The sequence below is a fragment of the Streptomyces sp. CA-294286 genome (assembly GCF_050947155.1).
GTDB lineage: Bacteria > Actinomycetota > Actinomycetes > Streptomycetales > Streptomycetaceae > Streptomyces.
Window position 1 is genome coordinate 642057 of sequence record NZ_CP192004.1, and the last position, 15835, is coordinate 657891.

12 protein-coding genes are annotated in these 15835 nt (G+C 72.7%); 5 read left to right on the forward strand and 7 right to left on the reverse strand.

The features are described from left to right. Positions 1–23: 23 nt before the first annotated feature. The 4 genes from ACQPZG_RS02825 to ACQPZG_RS02840 form a co-directional block, all read right to left on the reverse strand. Positions 24–1007 (reverse strand): acetylxylan esterase, encoded by a 984-nt coding sequence (locus ACQPZG_RS02825; RefSeq protein WP_433544146.1) that lies wholly within the window; start codon positions 1005–1007, stop codon positions 24–26. A gap of 142 nt (positions 1008–1149) precedes the next feature. Further along, positions 1150–2910 (reverse strand): cellulase family glycosylhydrolase, encoded by a 1761-nt coding sequence (locus ACQPZG_RS02830; protein WP_433544147.1) that lies wholly within the window; start codon positions 2908–2910, stop codon positions 1150–1152. A gap of 252 nt (positions 2911–3162) precedes the next feature. Next, positions 3163–5391 (reverse strand): alpha-xylosidase, encoded by a 2229-nt coding sequence (gene yicI, locus ACQPZG_RS02835; RefSeq protein ID WP_433544148.1) that lies wholly within the window; start codon positions 5389–5391, stop codon positions 3163–3165. A 488-nt stretch (positions 5392–5879) separates the two neighbouring features. Further along, positions 5880–7097: a serine hydrolase domain-containing protein gene (locus tag ACQPZG_RS02840; RefSeq protein ID WP_433544617.1), complete on the reverse strand. Its 1218-nt coding sequence runs from the start codon at positions 7095–7097 to the stop codon at positions 5880–5882. A 372-nt stretch (positions 7098–7469) separates the two neighbouring features. On the opposite strand from ACQPZG_RS02840, the gene ACQPZG_RS02845 reads away from it, so the two are divergent. Beyond that, the gene (locus tag ACQPZG_RS02845) at positions 7470–7823 is read left to right on the forward strand and encodes a GNAT family N-acetyltransferase (protein WP_433544149.1); all 354 of its coding nucleotides are present in this window, start codon (positions 7470–7472) and stop codon (positions 7821–7823) included. 188 nt (positions 7824–8011) lie between these two features. Then, positions 8012–8635 (forward strand): hypothetical protein, encoded by a 624-nt coding sequence (locus ACQPZG_RS02850; RefSeq protein WP_433544618.1) that lies wholly within the window; start codon positions 8012–8014, stop codon positions 8633–8635. Between the two features lie 196 nt (positions 8636–8831). Here the strand turns inward: ACQPZG_RS02850 and ACQPZG_RS02855 are convergent, their stop codons facing one another. Then, the gene (locus ACQPZG_RS02855) at positions 8832–9890 is read right to left on the reverse strand and encodes an NAD(P)-dependent alcohol dehydrogenase (RefSeq protein WP_433544150.1); all 1059 of its coding nucleotides are present in this window, start codon (positions 9888–9890) and stop codon (positions 8832–8834) included. A 117-nt stretch (positions 9891–10007) separates the two neighbouring features. On the opposite strand from ACQPZG_RS02855, the gene ACQPZG_RS02860 reads away from it, so the two are divergent. Continuing rightward, positions 10008–10916, forward strand: a complete 909-nt coding sequence (locus ACQPZG_RS02860; protein ID WP_433544151.1) for a helix-turn-helix domain-containing protein — start codon at positions 10008–10010, stop codon at positions 10914–10916. 37 nt (positions 10917–10953) lie between these two features. On the opposite strand, the gene ACQPZG_RS02865 is transcribed toward ACQPZG_RS02860, so the two are convergent. After that, positions 10954–12327 carry an aldehyde dehydrogenase family protein gene (locus tag ACQPZG_RS02865; protein WP_433544152.1) on the reverse strand — a complete coding sequence of 458 codons (1374 nt, stop codon included), beginning with the start codon at positions 12325–12327 and terminating at the stop codon, positions 10954–10956. Between the two features lie 53 nt (positions 12328–12380). Here ACQPZG_RS02865 and ACQPZG_RS02870 point away from each other — a divergent pair, with 53 nt between their 5' ends. Beyond that, the gene (locus ACQPZG_RS02870; protein ID WP_433544153.1) at positions 12381–13037 is read left to right on the forward strand and encodes a TetR/AcrR family transcriptional regulator; all 657 of its coding nucleotides are present in this window, start codon (positions 12381–12383) and stop codon (positions 13035–13037) included. Here the strand turns inward: ACQPZG_RS02870 and ACQPZG_RS02875 are convergent. Further along, positions 12985–14577, reverse strand: coding sequence for a sodium:solute symporter family transporter (locus ACQPZG_RS02875; RefSeq protein ID WP_433544154.1), 1593 nt, complete (start codon positions 14575–14577; stop codon positions 12985–12987). The two genes, ACQPZG_RS02870 and ACQPZG_RS02875, sit on opposite strands and share 53 nt — an antisense overlap. Positions 14578–14859: 282 nt before the next feature. On the opposite strand from ACQPZG_RS02875, the gene ACQPZG_RS02880 reads away from it, so the two are divergent. Further along, positions 14860–15801, forward strand: a complete 942-nt coding sequence (locus tag ACQPZG_RS02880) for an aminoglycoside phosphotransferase family protein (protein WP_433544155.1) — start codon at positions 14860–14862, stop codon at positions 15799–15801. Positions 15802–15835: the final 34 nt, after the last annotated feature.

A 15835-nucleotide genomic window follows, 5' to 3' on the forward strand; every position in this document is an offset into this window, starting at 1 on the left:
TGCTGCTGCGCAGTCGGCCCGCGCTACTGCTGCGGAGCCAGCCCGTGCCGGTGCAGCCACTCCAGCTGGAGTGCGGTGTTGTGGCCGAAGCCGCCTCCGTGGTCGGCGAAGGGCCAGGCGGTCATGGTCCGGTCCGCGCCCGCGTAGTGATTGAAGGCCGCGTAGACCGTGAGGGGCGGGCACGTCGGGTCCATGAGGCCGACGCTGAACAGCGCCGGGGCCGTCGCGCGGCGGGCGAAGTGGACGCCGTCGAAGTAGTCGAGCGTGTCGAAGACCGTCCCGACGCGGTGCGGGCTGTGCCGGCGCAGGTACGCGACGATCTCCTGGTACGGTCCGTCCTCGCTGGTCCGCGCCGCCTGCCGGAAGTGGCACAGGAACGGCACGTCGACCAGCGCGGCCGTCACCTGGCCGGGGGCGAGCGCGGCGACCGCGAGGGCCAGACCGCCGCCCTGGCTGCCTCCCGCCACCACGACCCGCCCGCTGTCCAGTCCGGGCAGCTCGGCGACCGCGTCCACGGCGCGCACGCAGTCCGTGATCAGGCGTCGGTAGTAGTGGTGGGCGGGGGCGTCGATGCCGCGGGTCATGAAGCCCTCGACCCACTGGGTGCCGTCGCCCTCACCGCGGTCCGGGGTGTCGTGGCCCTGACCGCGGCTGTCGACGACGAGTTGCGCGTAACCGGCGGCGGACCACAGCAGGTGGTCCGTGGGCAGCCCTCGGCCGCCGCTGTAGCCCGCGTAGGTGACGACGACCGGCAGCGGCCCTTCCGCGCCGCACGGACGCAGCAGCCAGGCGGCCACCGGCTCGCCGCGCCAGCCGGGGAGACGTACGTCGTCCACCTCGACGGTGCGCAGCAAATGCCTGCCGGTCACTCGTTCGGTCCGCACCGCCCCGTTCTGCGCGCGGGCCTCGGCGAGGGTCTTCTGCCAGAAGGCGTCGAAGTCCGCCGGCACCGACAACTCCGGTGTGTACCTGCTGAGTTCGGCGGGCACTGGAGCGTTCGCAGACATGGTGGCCCTTCGGGGACGAGGGGATGGAGGCTGGGGGGCTGGGAGGACCGGAGGAGCGGAGGAGCGGAGGAGCGGACGAGGACGGGCGGAACGCCGGTGCTCCCGGCCGCCGGGGGCGCGGGCGGCCGGGAGCACCGGTCGGTCAGGACTCCTCGACCGCCGTACCGGTGACCGAGCCGGCGGTCTTGGTGACCTTGTACTTCACCTTGGCGCCGCTGTGGAAGTGGAAGGTCAGGGTGGCCGTCCCGCCCTCCCGCAGTGCGTCGAGGAACGCGCGGGTCAGGATGATCGTGCCCTTCGGATAGTCGGGCGAGAACGCCACGTTGAACTCCTGGAACGGCGTCCAGCCGGTCGGCCCTGCGTTGGTTCCGTCGCCGTACGTGGCCTCCATCGTCGCCAGCTGATCGCCCCGGTACCGGGTGGGAACGGCGAACTCCGCCGCGGTGCCCGTGGCGTCCGACAGCACCGGCGTGTCGTAGCTGACCACGTCGACCTTCCACGGCAGCCCGCGGGAGAACCGCGCCTCCAGCGTCGCGTTGACCCCGTGGTCCCGGTCGCCGGTCAGCCGCGTCAGCGTCCGTGCCGTGAGGGTGATCCGGTCGTCGAAAACGGTGTAGTCGCGGCCCTCGGCGAGCTTGCTGTCGCCGTGCCACAGCCCCCGGAACCTGGTGCCGTTCGGATGGAGGGTGAGCGACTGGGCCGTGACCGGCTTCGATTTCGCGACGTAGACCTTGTCGAAGGAGGCCGTTCCCGAACGGGTCGTCCAGCTCGACCTGATCCAGGCGAAGAGGGCGGGGTCGCGCCACTTCAGGGTGGCCCGGTCCAGGTACGCGAAGGGGTCCCACAGGGCGGTGGTGACGCCGGCCCGGCGCGCCGCGTGCCCGACGTGCTCGAAGTACTTGAGGGCCTCGCCGCGCTCGACGCGGTCCGGGTGGAAGTGGTCGGGCCAGCTCAGCAGGCCGTACTCGCCGAGGTAGACGGGTATGCCCCTGCTGGTGAAGGTGTCGCGCATCCGGGCGAAGGCGTCGGTCAGGTCGTTCTGGGCGGTGGCGTCGTAGCGGGTGCCGCCCGCGACGTTCACGCTGAACGGGTACCAGCTGTAGTAGTGCACGGTCGCGACCAGGTGCCGGTCGCGCAGCGCCGTGATCGTGGTGTGCAGGTCGTCCATGAGTTCCTGCGAAGGGGTGCCGCCCTGGGTGGTCAGGACGAGCAGGCGGTCCTTGTTCCGGCCGCCCGAAGCGCGGACGATCCCGTGGAACGAGGCGTTCAGCTCGTGCATCAGCTCCGTCTTCCGCGCGGGCGTCGCGTCCCCGAAGACCGGCTCGTTGATGCTCTCGAAGAGCAGCGCGCGCGGCTCGTCGCGGAACTTCGCGGCGATCTGCGTCCACAGCGCGTGGTAGCGGGCGAGTACGCGGTCCTGGTCCTGCGAGATCTTCTCGACCCACTGCCACGAGTCGTGATGGACGTTGAGCACCACGTAGAGGTCCTCGGCGAGCGCCCAGTCGACGACCTCCTTGACACGGGTCAGGTAGGCGGCCTCGACGGCGTACGGCGCGGCGTCGGACTGGTGCGCACTCCAGGTCACCGGGATGCGGACGCTGCGGAAGCCCTGGGACCGCACGGTCCTGAACAGTTCCCGGGTGGCCCTGGGGTTGCCCCAGGACGTCTCGTCCGGAATCGCGTCCAGGCTGTTGCCCAGGTTCCAGCTAGGCTGCATCGCCGCGACGGCGTCCATGGAGCGGGCCGGGACCTGGACGGCGGCGGGCGCCTGCCGTGCCGTGTCGCCGGGCGCGGCGAGCGCGGTGCCGGACAGCCCCAGGACGACGAGCAGTGCGGTCAGCAGACCGGCCAGGCGTCCGGGGCCGCGGCTGCGGTGGTGAGCGGGTCTTTGCGGGTGCTTCACGGATCGTGCCTTCCGGTCGGGGTACGGAGGGTCCGGCTCGGTTCAGCCGGTGAGCGGTGAGCGGTGAGCGGTGAGCGGTGCGCGCGGTACGTGGTGCATGGTCGAACCGGTCGAACGAGGCGAATCGGTGTCGACGCGGACGGTGGCGGCCCACGGCGTACGGGCGGGCCCACGGCGTACGGGCCGGTCGGCATGGCCTACGGGCCGGTCCACGACGTACGGGCCGGTGGCGAGGCGGCCACCCTCAGCCGCTCACCACTCCTCGATCCCTGGCACCGTGCCCCCGTCGGCCGCGGTCACCGTGACCGCCCCGCCGTCCGCGTCCCGGGTCACCCGGTACGTCGCCGCCGTGCGGCCCTCGTGGTCGGGAACGGTGACGGTGGCGTCCTGGGTTCCGGGAGCGACCAGCAACGTGAGGCCGTCGGCCCAGTCGCCGTCGGGGCGCTCCTCGTCGGCGCCGAGCGGGAGCACCGCGCCGGGCCGGACGTACAGCGGCAGGCTGTCGAAGCCGTGGTTCTCCCGGCGCCAGCCCGGCCCCGGCACCCGCTCACCGGTCAGCAGATGCGTCCACGTTCCTTCGGGGAGGTAGAACTCGACGTCGCCGTCCTCCGTGAACACCGGGGCCACCAGCAGGTCGGGGCCGAGCATGTACTGGCGGTCGAGCGTGCGGGTCGTCGGGTCGCCGGGGAACTCCAGGAGCATGGGCCGCATCAGCGGCACGCCGTCCCGGTGGGCCTCGGCTGCGGCACCGTAGAGGTACGGCATCAGGCGGTGCTTGAGCCGGGTGAACCGCCGTGTCACGTCCACCGCTTCGTCCCCGAACGCCCACGGCACCCGGTACGAGCTGGAACCGTGCAGGCGGCTGTGCGAGGACAGCAGGCCGAAGGCGAGCCAGCGCTTGAAGACGGCCGGGTCCGGCGTGCCCTCGAAGCCGCCGATGTCGTGCGACCAGAAGCCGAAGCCGGACAGCGACAGCGAGAGCCCGCCGCGCAGCGACTCCGCCATCGCGCCGAACGACGCCCAGCAGTCGCCGCCCCAGTGCACCGGGAACTGCTGCCCCCCGGCCGTGGCCGAACGCGCGAACAGCACCGCCTCGCCGATGCCCCGCTCCTTCTGCAACAGTTCGAAGACGACCTGGTTGTACAGGTGCGTGTAGTAGTTGTGCATGCGCTCCGGATCGGCGCCGTCGTGCCAGCGGACATCGGTGGGGACGCGCTCGCCGAAGTCCGTCTTGAAGCAGTCGACGCCCTGGTCGAGAAGGACCTTCAACTTCCCCTGGAACCAGGCGCAGGCGTCCGGGTTCGTGAAGTCGACCAAGCCCATCCCGGCCTGCCACAGGTCCCACTGCCAGATGTCGCCGTTCGGCCGCCGCACCAGGTACCCGTGCTGCGCGGCCTCGTCGAACAGGGCGGACTTCTGGGCGATGTACGGGTTGATCCACACGGATATCCGCAGCCCCCGTTCCCTGAGTCGGGCCAGCATCCCCTCCGGGTCGGGGAAGACGTCCGGGTCCCAGGTGAAGTCCGACCACTGGTACTCGCGCATCCAGAAGCAGTCGAAGTGGAAGACGGACAGCGGGATGTCGCGCTCCGCCATGCCGTCGACGAAGGACGCGACGGTTCCCTCGTCGTACTGCGTGGTGAACGACGTGGTCAGCCACAGGCCGAAGGACCAGGCCGGCGGCAGTGCGGGGCGGCCGGTGAGCGCGGTGTAGCGGCGCAGCACGTCCTTGGGGGTGGGGCCCGCGACGACGTAGTACGTGAGTGCCTGGTCCTCCACGCTGAACTGCATCTGGCCGACGGACTCGGAGCCGATCTCGTAGCCGACCCTGCCCGGGTGGTCGACGAACACCCCGTACGCGCCGGCGGGGGAGAGATGGAGACTGAACGGGACGTTCTTGTATGCCTGTTCGCTGCTGGTGCCGCCGTCGGCCTGCCACATGTCGACGCTCTGGCCGTTCTTCACGAACGGGGTGAAGCGTTCACCGAGGCCGTAGACCTGCTCGCCGACACCGAGGGCGAGTTGGGCCGACATGTGGTGCGCGCCGCCGGCGGTGGTGACGAAGGCCGTTCCCCTGCGGCCGGCCCGCGTCACCTCGCGCCCCTGCGCGTCGTGGAAGGACAGCGTCCACGGGGCCGCGGGGTCCAGGCGTACGGACAGGGCGCCGCTCGCCAGCTCGACCACGGCCCCGTCGCGGCGCACCCGCCCCGCGGAGGCGGGCGCACCGGACAGCTCGAAGTCGGGGCCCGGTCGGCGCTTGCCCGCGAAGTGCGTGAGACGGACGCCGATGACGCCCTCGGCGGGGGAGAAGCAATCGGCGGTCAGCAGGGGGGAGTTGAGGGTGTCACCGCGGTGTTCGACGCGCTTGACCGCGGCGTACGCGGTGAACCGGTCGGCGTGCGTGCGGATGTCTCGGACCTCGGTGGCGTACGAGGCCGTGACCCCGTCGCGCATCAGCCAGAAGCCGTCGGTGAACTTCATGATCTTCCCAGGGGAGCAGGAGTGGTCCAGGTCGGCGGGGCGGATGACGGCAAGGGGGAAGGCATCGGCCTCCTCGGGCGCCCGGCTGCGGCCGCGCGCGCAGGGGCGGGGCTCGACGGCCTTTCGAATCGCTTCCGGTCGTGAAGGCGGGTCTGCCGCCCACGCCATTTGAGCGCACGGGAATCGAAAGGGCAAGGCTGGAGAGGGAAAATTGTTGAAGCGCTTCGACGACGTGTTCCGCGGGCCCTCGGGCATCCTCGCCGGGCGGGCCGGGGCGGGAGGGTCGGCGCTTCGACGGGCCGGCCGAGTCGGTGATCAGTGCGTACGTACGGCGCGCCGGAGACGTCCGCTCCGTCCGGCGCGGTGCCCGGCCCCCCGCCGGTGCGGCCCGCGGGAACGGCCGGGGCGGACGGCGCCGCGCATCCGTGGGATGCGCGAGGTGCGCCGTCCGCCCCGGCTCGCCCGCCCCGGTCCAGCCGGGGCCGGGTTCAGCGACGCTCGGGCAGGTCGGCCTCCGCCGGCAGGTCGGTGAGCGCGCGGGACGTCCTGGCCGACGCCGCCGCGGGCTTCTTCCCGCAGAAGGCCGCCTCCAGGGTCCCGCCGAGCACGGTGTTCACCGAGCCCCGGTTCGAGGTGTTCGCCATGGCGGAGAGTGCGCGCCGGCCGTCGCGGGTGGCGAAGGCGTACGTGTAGAAGCCCTGCACGGTGCCGGTGTGCCCGTACACCTGGGTGCCGCAGGACAGGTCGTAGCGGCGCAGTCCGAGCCCGTAGAAGCGGGTCTGGGTGGTGTCCGTGGGGGTGACCGTGGTCATCGCGTCCAGCATCCGGGGCGAGAGCAGCCGGCCCCGCATCAGCGCGCTCGTGAAGGTGTTCAGGTCGGCCGGGTCGGAGATGACCGCGCCGGCCGACTGGGCCCAGGAGACGGTCTGCTCCGTGGAGTCGACGAGCGGCGCCCCCGCCTCGTCGGGGTGGAGGTAGCCGCGCACGTGCCTGCCGTCGATCCGGGTCTCCGGGTGGACGTAGGAGGTGTTGCGCAGCTTCAGCGGCTTGATGATGCGCCGCTCGTACTGGCGGGCGACCGGGGTCCCGGTGAGCTTCTCGATGAGCATGCCGACGACGACGAAGTTGGCGTTGGAGTACTTGTAGGCCGCGCCGGGCTCGGTCGTGCGGGGCTCGGCCAGCGACAGGCCGACCAGCTCCTGGTACGTGAAGACGTGGTGGCGCACGGATTCGAACCCGGGCACGGTCTTGTCGAACATGGCGTTGGTGTAGTCGGCCAGACCGCTGCGGTGGGTCAGCAGGTGACGGACCGTGATGCGGTCGTCGGGCAGCAGGCCCGGAAGGTAGCGGTTGACCGGCGCGTCGAGCTCCAGCCGCTTCTCGTCGACCAGTTGGAGCAGGACGACGCTGGAGAAGGTCTTGCTGACACTGCCGATGCGGAACCGTGCCCGGCTGTCCATGGGCGCCCCGGACACGCGGTCGCGAACGCCGACGGTAGCCGTGCGGACGCCGTGGGGACCGGCGAAGCGGGCCATCGCACCGGGGGCGCCCTCGGCCATGGCGGCGTTCAGGACGGCGTTCACGCCGTCCATGTCGGGGGCGGGGGTGGCGGGAGCCGCAGGGGCCGTGGGGGCCGCGGGTGCGGCGGCGACCGCGGTGGCGGGGGCGAGGCCGCAGGCGAGGGCGGCGATCAGGGTGGCGCTCATGGCCAGGCGTCTGTGCGTCGTCAGGGGCACGTGACATTCCTCGTTCTCGACTTGACGGAAGTACGGCGCGCGCGTGGGGAGCGCCGTGGGGTTCGCGGGAGCGACCGCTGCGCGCGGTTGCCCCGCATCCCCATGGATCATGAGTACCTGCGCGTCGCGTCGGTTCCGGACACGGCGTGCCGATATTCCGTCCGACGCCGTGGGATTGCTCCGGCCGAGGGGTCGTTCGACGGAGCGCGCGCCTCGGCCCGTCCTACGGAGGACGCCCTGCCCCGCACCGCGGACGGAGGCGGATACTGGCAGTCGGCCACCACCGCGCACCTGTCCGACGCGCGGGGACTCGCTCCCACCGCCACCACGAAAGGCCCCCCGATGCCCGATCCCACCGACGAAGCCGTCCCCGCGCCCACCGTCCGGCGGGTCGATGAAGCGCACCGGTACGAGATCCTCGTCGGCGGGACGACCGCGGGCCTGACCGCCTACCGTGACCGCGACGACCAGCGCGTCTTCCACCACACCGAGGTCGACGACGCCTTCGCCGGACAGGGCCTGGCCTCCGTCCTGGTGGCGCGGGCGCTGAGCGACGTACGCGCGTCGGGCAGGCGCATCGTGCCGGTCTGCCCGTACGTGGCCAAGTTCCTGGACAGGCACGGCGAGTTCGCCGACCTCGTCGACCCGGTCACCCCCGAGGTGCGCCACTGGCTGCGGGAGCGACTGCCGCAATGACTCGCCGACGACGCGGTCGGTGGGCGCGCGGTCCGACCCGCCCGGCGAGCGCGCAACGGGTGGAGCGGGACGTCACGCGGGCCGCGTCGGACGGTCGATCCCGAGGAGTTCTGGCAGGGTCGGGCGCACGCTGACGCAGCCGCCCGACCGCAGGAGTGTGCAAGGTGAACCGGAACCCCCGCAGGGCCCTGGACCGGCGCAGACTGCGCTTCGACGGGTGGATCGCGGGGATGGGCACGACCTCGGGGACGCGCGTCGTGGTGGGGCACTGGCCGCGCTCGCCGTACGGGGCGTTCAGCGACGTGATGCTGGAACGGGCCGACGGGGAAAGGCTGTTGCTGGCCCCGACCCAGGAGACGGCGGAGTTCATCCGCAGCACGTACACCTTCGACACCGTGCTCGTCGTCCCGGTCCGGGTGAGGGTCGAGGGTGACACCTGGGCGGTCGCGGCGGGTCCGCTGGACCTGCGTTTCACCGTCGGCCGACGCGGCCCGCTGGGGGTCCTTCTGCGTGCCGTGCCCGGTGGCCTGGCCCGCCGCCCCGCGTGGAGCGCGCTCATCGATTGGCCCGCCCGGCTGTTCCTGGCGGGGGTGCGGACCCGCGGCAGCGCGGGCGGGGGCCGGCGCGAGTGGTACGGGGCGCGCGACCTGCGGCCCGTCGTCGCGCTGTCCGCGACGTACGACGCGCACGATCTGGGCGCCTGCGCGCCGGTCGAACCGCCGGTGGCCTTCGGGTTCGGTTCCGTACCGCGCAGGCCCGCCCTCACCCGGGTGACGACGACGGTGGAACTCGGCGCGGAACGCGGCCGGTAGGGGGCCGGGCGGCCCGTGCGGGCGCGACCGGCGCGGGCCCGGTGACGGTACGCGCCGGACACGACGGCGAGCGGGCCCGGTGCCGAGCACCGGGCCCGCTCGAAAGCGGTTCACCGCACCGGCGAAGGCGCCGTCGGCGTCCGCCCCGCCGTACGTCCGCCGCAGCCCGTACCGCGTGCTGCTCCTGCCGTACGGCTCAGATCGTCGACGCGTCGATCACGAAGCGGTAGCGCACGTCGCTGGCCAGGACCCGCTCGTACGCCTCGTTGATCCTGTCGGCGTCGATCAGCTCGATCTCCGCTCCCAGGCCGTGCTCGGCGCAGAAGTCCAGCATCTCCTGCGTCTCCTGGATGCCGCCGATGCCGGAACCCGCCAGGGTCTTGCGGCCCGCGATGACGGAGAACAGGTTGAGCGAGACGGGCTCCTCGGGAGCGCCGACGTTCACCATGGCGCCGTCCGTCCGCAGCAGACCGAGGTACTTGTCCAGCGGGAGCGGCGCGGAGACGGTGGAGACGATCAGGTCGAAGCTCGCCCGGAGCTGCTCGAAGGTCGACTCGTCGCCGGTCGCGTAGTAGTGGTCGGCGCCCAGCTTCAGCCCGTCGTCCTTCTTGCGCAGGGTCTGCGACAGGACGGTGACCTCGGCGCCCATCGCGTGCGCGATCTTGACGGCCATGTGCCCGAGACCGCCGAGCCCGACGACGGCGACCTTCTTGCCGGGGCCCGCGTTCCAGTGGGCGAGCGGGGAGTACGTGGTGATGCCCGCGCACAGCAGCGGCGCGGCGACGTCCAGGGCGAGGCCGTCGGGAATGCGCACGGTGAACGCCTCGTCGACGACGATGTGCGTGGAGTAGCCGCCGTAGGTGGGCTCGCCGTTCCTGTCGAGGGCGTTGTACGTGCCGACGTTGCCCTGAAGGCAGTACTGCTCCAGTCCCGCCTCGCAGTTCACGCACTCGCGGCAGGAGTCGACCATGCAGCCGACGCCGACCCGGTCGCCCACGGTGAACCGGGTGACGTCCGGGCCGACCTCGGTGACGATCCCGGCGATCTCGTGGCCCGGGACCATCGGGAAGATGCCCTCGCCCCAGCCGTCGCGCGCCTGGTGGATGTCCGAGTGGCAGATGCCCGCGTACTTGATGTCGATGAGTACGTCGGAGGCGCCCACCGGGCGGCGCGGAACGGTGGTCCGCTCCAGGGGAGCCTTGGCGGACGGTGCGGCGTAGGCGGAAACGGTCGTGGTGCCGGTCGTTGCAGTCATGTCCCCACCGTGCCTGGCGGACGGCTGTTCACCCAGGTCACCGTCTTTCCTACGACCACTGGTCCTACTACTGGCGGGGACACCCTGGTGGGCGTACGACCCTGGATACTGGACACCATGCACGACGCGCCGACCCCTCCCCCCGCCCCCGAGCCGCTCGACGGCCGCGCCGAACTCAGCGAGTTCCTGCGCACCCGCCGGGCCCGGCTGCAACCGGAGGACGTCGGGCTGCCGAACTTCGGCCGCCACCGCCGGGTCCCCGGCCTGCGCCGCGAGGAACTCGCCCAGCTCGCGGGCGTGTCCGTCGCGTACTACACCCGTCTCGAACAGGGCAACGGCCGCAACGTCTCCGGGGAGGTCCTCGACGCGATCGCCCGCGCCCTGCGCCTCACCGACGCCGAACACTCGCACCTCACGCACCTCGCCAAGCCCAAGCACCACAAGAGGAAGCGCCAGGCCCGCCCCCAGCACGCCCGGCCCGCCCTGCACCACCTCATGGACGCGATGGACTCCGTCCCCGCCTACGTGGTGGGCCGCCGCTCCGACATCCTCGCCTGGAACCGCATGGCCGCGGCCCTCTTCGGCGACTGGGCGGCCCTGCCAGCCGAGGAACGGAACTGGGCACGGATCTGCTTCCTGCACCCGGGGGCGCGCGAACTGTTCGTGGACTGGGAGCAGAAGGCATCCGACATGGTGAGCTTCCTGCGGATGGAGGCCGGCTGCTTCCCCAACGACCCGCTGCTCTCCGCCCTGGTCGGCGAACTCTCCGTGAAGAGCGAGGAGTTCCGCACTCTGTGGGCCACGCACGACGTGCGCGAGAAGGGCCACGGGGTCAAGCGCATGCACCACCCGCTGGTGGGCGAGCTGACCCTCGCGTACGAGACGCTGCGCCTGCCCGACGACCACGACCAGTCCCTGGTGACCTACCACGCGGAACCTGACTCCCCCTCGGCCCAGGCGCTGCGCCTGCTCGCCAGCTGGGGTGCGGACGCGACGCGGGCCGGGACGGCGGGCACGAGCAGCTAGGCCCGCGCCCCGCCCCCTCCCGCGCCCGGGAAGCCGGTCAGCCGGTCGTCGCGGGCAGCGGCTTGTCCAGGACCGCCTTGCTGTGGCTGAAGGTGTCGATCGAGTACTCGCCGTGGTAGCGGCCCATGCCGCTCTCGCCCACCCCGCCGAACGGCAGTTCCGGAGCGGTCAGGTGCGCGACGGGGATGCCGAAGGTGAGCGCGCCGGACGACGTCTCCTCCAGCAGCCGCTGCTTGGTGGCCGGCGAGTCGGTGAACGCGTACAGCGCGAGGGGCTTGTCCCGTTCGTTGATGAACGCGAGCGCGGCGTCCAGGTCGGGCACGGCGAGGACGGGCAGTACGGGGCCGAAGATCTCCTCCCGCATCACCGGTGCGTCGGCGGGGACGTCCGCGAGCACCGTGGGCGCGAGACAGCGGGTCGTACGGTCGTGGGTGCCGCCCGTCACGGTGCGCCCGCTGTCCAGCAGGCCGGTGAGCCGGTCGAAGTGCCGGTCGTTGACGATGCGCCCGTACTCGGCGCGGGCGGCCGGGTCCGTGCCGTACAGCTCGGTGACGGCGGCGGCGAGGTGCGGCTCGATCGCGCGGGCGGCGTCGCCGACGGCCAGGACGTAGTCGGGGGCCACGCAGGTCTGGCCCGCGTTGAGGAACTTGCCCGTCACGATCCGGCGGGCGGCGGCGGCCAGGTCGACGCCCTCGTCCAGGACCACGGGGCTCTTGCCGCCGAGTTCCAGGGTGACGGGGGTCAGGTGCTTGGCGGCGGCGGTCATCACGATGCGGCCCACCGTGCCGTTGCCGGTGTAGAAGATGTGGTCGAAGCGCTGTTCCAGCAGGGCGGTGGTCTCCGGAACGGCGCCCTCGACCACGGCCACCGCGTCGGGGTCGAGGTGGCGCGGCAGCAGGCGGGCGATCGCGGCGGAGGTCGCGGGAGCCAGTTCGCTGGGCTTGACGACCACCGCGTTGCCCGCCGCGAGCGCGCCGACGACGGGGGCCAGGGCCAGCTGGAGCGGGTAGTTCCAGGGGGCGATGACCAGGACGACGCCGAGCGGTTCGCGTACGACGCGGCCCTCGGCGGGCAGCAGCCGGTCGGGCAGGGCGACCGGGCGCGGGGCCAGCCACTCGTCGAGGTGGGCGAGGGTGTGGTCGATCTCGTTCACGGTGAAGCCGACCTCGGTGCGGTACGCCTCCTCGGGCCCCTTGCCCAGGTCGGCGTGGAGCGCGGCCAGGAGCGCCTCCTGGTGCTCGACGAGCAGCGAACGGAGGGCTTCGAGCTGGGCGCGGCGCCAGGCGAGGGGCTTGGTGCGGCCGGTGGCGAAGGTGGCGCGGAGCCGGCCCACGAGACGGGGCGCGTCCAGGGCGACGGGGTCGGTGGAGGTGGCGGTCTCGGACGCGGGGGTGTGGTGCGGGGAGTTCATGAGTCCCGAGCCTAAGGGAAACGAAAAGGTTTCGTTTCGTATATCCTGACGATGTGACGAACCCCATCCCACCGGTCGACGCCGCCTCTCCCACCCGGGGCCGCCCCCGGGACGCAGCCCTGGACCGTGCCCTCCTGGAGGCCACCCTGGAGGTCCTGTACGAGAAGGGCTACGGCGGCCTCACCACGTCCGCCGTGGCCAAACGGGCCGGCGTCTCCACGGCGACCCTCTACCGGCGGTGGAAGTCCAAGGACGACCTGGTCGTCGGCACCGCCGTCCGCTGGGCCCACGACCTGGGCCCCGGGCAGGACACCGGATCCCTGCACGGCGACCTCACCGAGCTCCTCACCGACAAGGCCCGCACGCTCGACGGACCGGGCGGCCGGCTCCTGCACGTCCTCATCGGCGAATCCGCGCACAACCCGGCGCTGGCCCGGGTCCTGGACGACGCCGTCGTCCAGCCCGTACGCGACCGCGCCGCCGCCCTGCTGGAACGGGCCGTCGCCCGGCGCGAGATCCCGCCCGCGCAGAACCCGCGCGTCCTGGCCGACCTCGTGGTCGGCGCCATGGTCAGCCGGGTCTTCCTCACCCCGCCGCCGGAGCCGGCCGCCCCCGGTCAGGACGCAGGCCCCCCGCCGCCCGCGGGCGAAGCCATGATCACCGAACTGAGACCTTTCCTGCTGCGGGCCCTGGGCGCGTCCCCCCGCTGAGCGCCCGTCGGTCCGTCACGCTGCCCAGCCAGCCCAGCAGGAAGCCGCACGGCACGGAGAGGAGGGCGACGGACTGGAAGGGCAGCCAGGCGAAGTCGGCATGCGGGAGGAAGGACGAGGGCAGACCGGAGACCATCGGGGTGAACGTCTGCAGGACGACGACGCAGCCGGACCCGCCGACGAGCGTCCACAGCAGACCGCGTTCGGTGAAGCGGCCCCAGAACAGGGTGTGGACGAGCGCGGGCAGCAGGCTGGAGGCGGCCACGGCGAGGGCGACCCAGCTGAACATCTGGATGTTCCAGTCCAGGGCCGCGTACGTCAGGGAGATGCCGACCGCGCTGACCGCCGCCGCGCCCCAGCGCGCGGTGCTGATCTCCGCCCCCCTGTCGGCACTCTCCGCCCGGCGCAGGGCCTGCCGGTACAGGTCGTGCCCGACCGCTGCGGACGCCGTCAGGGTCAGGCCCGCGATGACGGCGAGGGAGGTCGCGAAGACCGCGGTCGACACCAGGACGAAGAGCGCCGCCCCGGACGCGGAACCGGGCCCGCCGGCGAGCGTCCCGGTGACCAGCATGAGCGCCCCCGTCCCTCCGGGGCTCACCGCGGCCAGTTTCGCGCCGCCGACGCTCGCCGCCGTACCCAGGCCGATCACCACCGTGCACGCGACGACGACCGTCACGACGACCAGCGCCGCGCGCACGGACCGGCGTGCCGCCGTGGGGTCGGGGGTCGCGTGCAGCCGCATCACGACATGCGGCATGACCGCCGCCCCGAGCACGATGCTGAGCTGGAGCCCCACGAAGTCGAAGGTCCAGCTCGCACTGGGGTTGGACGCCTGGAGGAGGCCGGGGCGGAAGTACGCGGACCCCGACCCGTTGTGCGCCTGCGCGGCCTCCAGCAGGACGAGCGGGTTCCAGTCGAAGCGGACGAGGAGCGCGCCGACGACGAGGAGCAGCGCGACGAGGACGATGACCGTCTTCGCGGCCTGCAACGCGGTCGCCCCGCGCATCCCCCCGACGGCGGTGGCGCAGGCGATCAGCACGCCGATCATCACGGCTATCGCCCGCTGCGCGCCGACCGCCTCCAGGCCCAGGAGCTGCGCCGTCACCAGGGCGACCGCCGACAACTGGACGACGAAGTAGAGCAGGCACACCAGCAAGGTCACGACCGCCGCGGCGACCCGCACGGCCGTCCCCGGCGCCCGGTCCGCGAAGACGTCGGCGAGCGTGTACCGCCCACGGGCCCGCAGCGGACCGGCGAGCAGCGCCATGACGGCGAGCGCGGCCACCGTACTGCCCGCGACGAACAGACCGTCGAACCCCATCAGCGCCACGGACCCGGCCGTGCCCACCACGGTGGCCGACGAGATGTAGTCCCCGGCCAGCGCGAGGCCGTTGCGCACGGGTTTGTTCTTCCGCCGGCCGATGTAGAAGTTCTCGGCCTCCTCCCGCTGCGGCCCGAGCAGCAGGCAGGCGAAGAGAGCGGCCACCACGAGGAGCAGGAAGCTGATCAGGACGGCTCCCTGGGTGTCACCCCCGGACACGATCGGCTCCGCGACGGGCGGGGGCGTGGGCGGCCATGTGCTCTCCGGGACGTTCGAGGCGGGCGGGGAGGAGGCCACGAGAACACGGCCCGGCCCGCCGGTGAAGGCACTCGCCCGCGAACGGGTCACCGGCACACCGCCCCGGCCCCCGGCCTGTGCGGACGACCAACGCCTGAGGGTCCGCGCCCGACGACCCACGCCCGACGACTTCGCGCCCACGCGACCGTCGTACGGGCGCCGCCCGCCCCGTACGGTTCAGCGGCGGCGCGTAAGGTGCCGGGAATGAGGGCGATACCGCAGCAGTTCGTACGGACCACCGTCGACCGCGAGGGGGAGGCCGGTACGGCGTGGCTCGCCGAACTCCCCGGGATCATCGAGGACTTGCTGGAGCAGTGGGGGTGCGTGCCGGACGGCGAGACCCTGCACGGCGGCGTCGGCGTCGTCGTGCCGGTACGCCGGCCGGGCGGGGAACGCGCCGTGCTGAAGGTGTCCTTCCCGCATCCCGGCAACGTCCACGAGCCGGACGCGTTCCTCGCGTGGGGCGGGCGCGGTGCCGTCCTGCTGCACCGGCGCGACGACGAGCGGTTCGCGATGCTGCTGGAACGAGCCCGGCCGACGACGCTGGCGCAGGCGGCGGCCGGCCCGGACGGCGACGAGGTGCTGGAGACCGCCGGGCGGCTGCACCGCCGCCTGACCGTCCCCGCACCCCCCGGCCTGCCCCGGCTGTCCGAGCAGGCCGGTGCCTGGGAGGAACAACTGCGGCGCGATGCGGCGGAGTTGTCGCACACGCTGCCGCGCCGGACCGTGGAGGCCACCGTGGCGACCGTCCGCGAACTGGGCGCGGACCAGCCCGACACCCTCCTGCACGGCGACTTCCACGCCGGGAACATCCTGCGCGCCGACCGGGAGCCGTGGCTGGCCGTCGACCCCAAGGGGTACGTCGGGGACCCCGCCTACGACGCCGGCACCCTGCTGAAGGCCCGCGCGCTCTCCCTCCTCGAAGCCGACGACCTGCACAAGGCCGCCCACCACGCCCTGTCCGTCTTCGCCGACGCGGCGCAGCTCGACCGCGAACGCGTCCGGCGGTGGGCCCAGTTCCACGCCGTCCAGGCCGCCTTCTGGGGCCGCCGCCACGGCTTCCGCATCGCCCGCAGCGGACCGCAACTGGACTGGCTGACCGAATTCGCCGACCGCCTGGGCGAGTTGCTGGGCGACGGCCCGTAGAGCGACGGCCCGTGGAGCGGCGGTCCGTGGAGCG

Coding starts and splice junctions, on each gene's coding strand:
- ACQPZG_RS02825 (WP_433544146.1), bottom strand. CDS start 1,007: ATGTCTGCGAACGCTCCAGTGCCCGCCGAACTCAGCAGGTACACACCG.
- yicI (WP_433544148.1), bottom strand. CDS start 5,391: ATGAAGTTCACCGACGGCTTCTGGCTGATGCGCGACGGGGTCACGGCC.
- ACQPZG_RS02840 (WP_433544617.1), bottom strand. CDS start 7,097: ATGAGCGCCACCCTGATCGCCGCCCTCGCCTGCGGCCTCGCCCCCGCC.
- ACQPZG_RS02845 (WP_433544149.1), top strand. CDS start 7,470: ATGCCCGATCCCACCGACGAAGCCGTCCCCGCGCCCACCGTCCGGCGG.
- ACQPZG_RS02855 (WP_433544150.1), bottom strand. CDS start 9,890: ATGACTGCAACGACCGGCACCACGACCGTTTCCGCCTACGCCGCACCG.
- ACQPZG_RS02860 (WP_433544151.1), top strand. CDS start 10,008: ATGCACGACGCGCCGACCCCTCCCCCCGCCCCCGAGCCGCTCGACGGC.
- ACQPZG_RS02865 (WP_433544152.1), bottom strand. CDS start 12,327: ATGAACTCCCCGCACCACACCCCCGCGTCCGAGACCGCCACCTCCACC.
- ACQPZG_RS02880 (WP_433544155.1), top strand. CDS start 14,860: ATGAGGGCGATACCGCAGCAGTTCGTACGGACCACCGTCGACCGCGAG.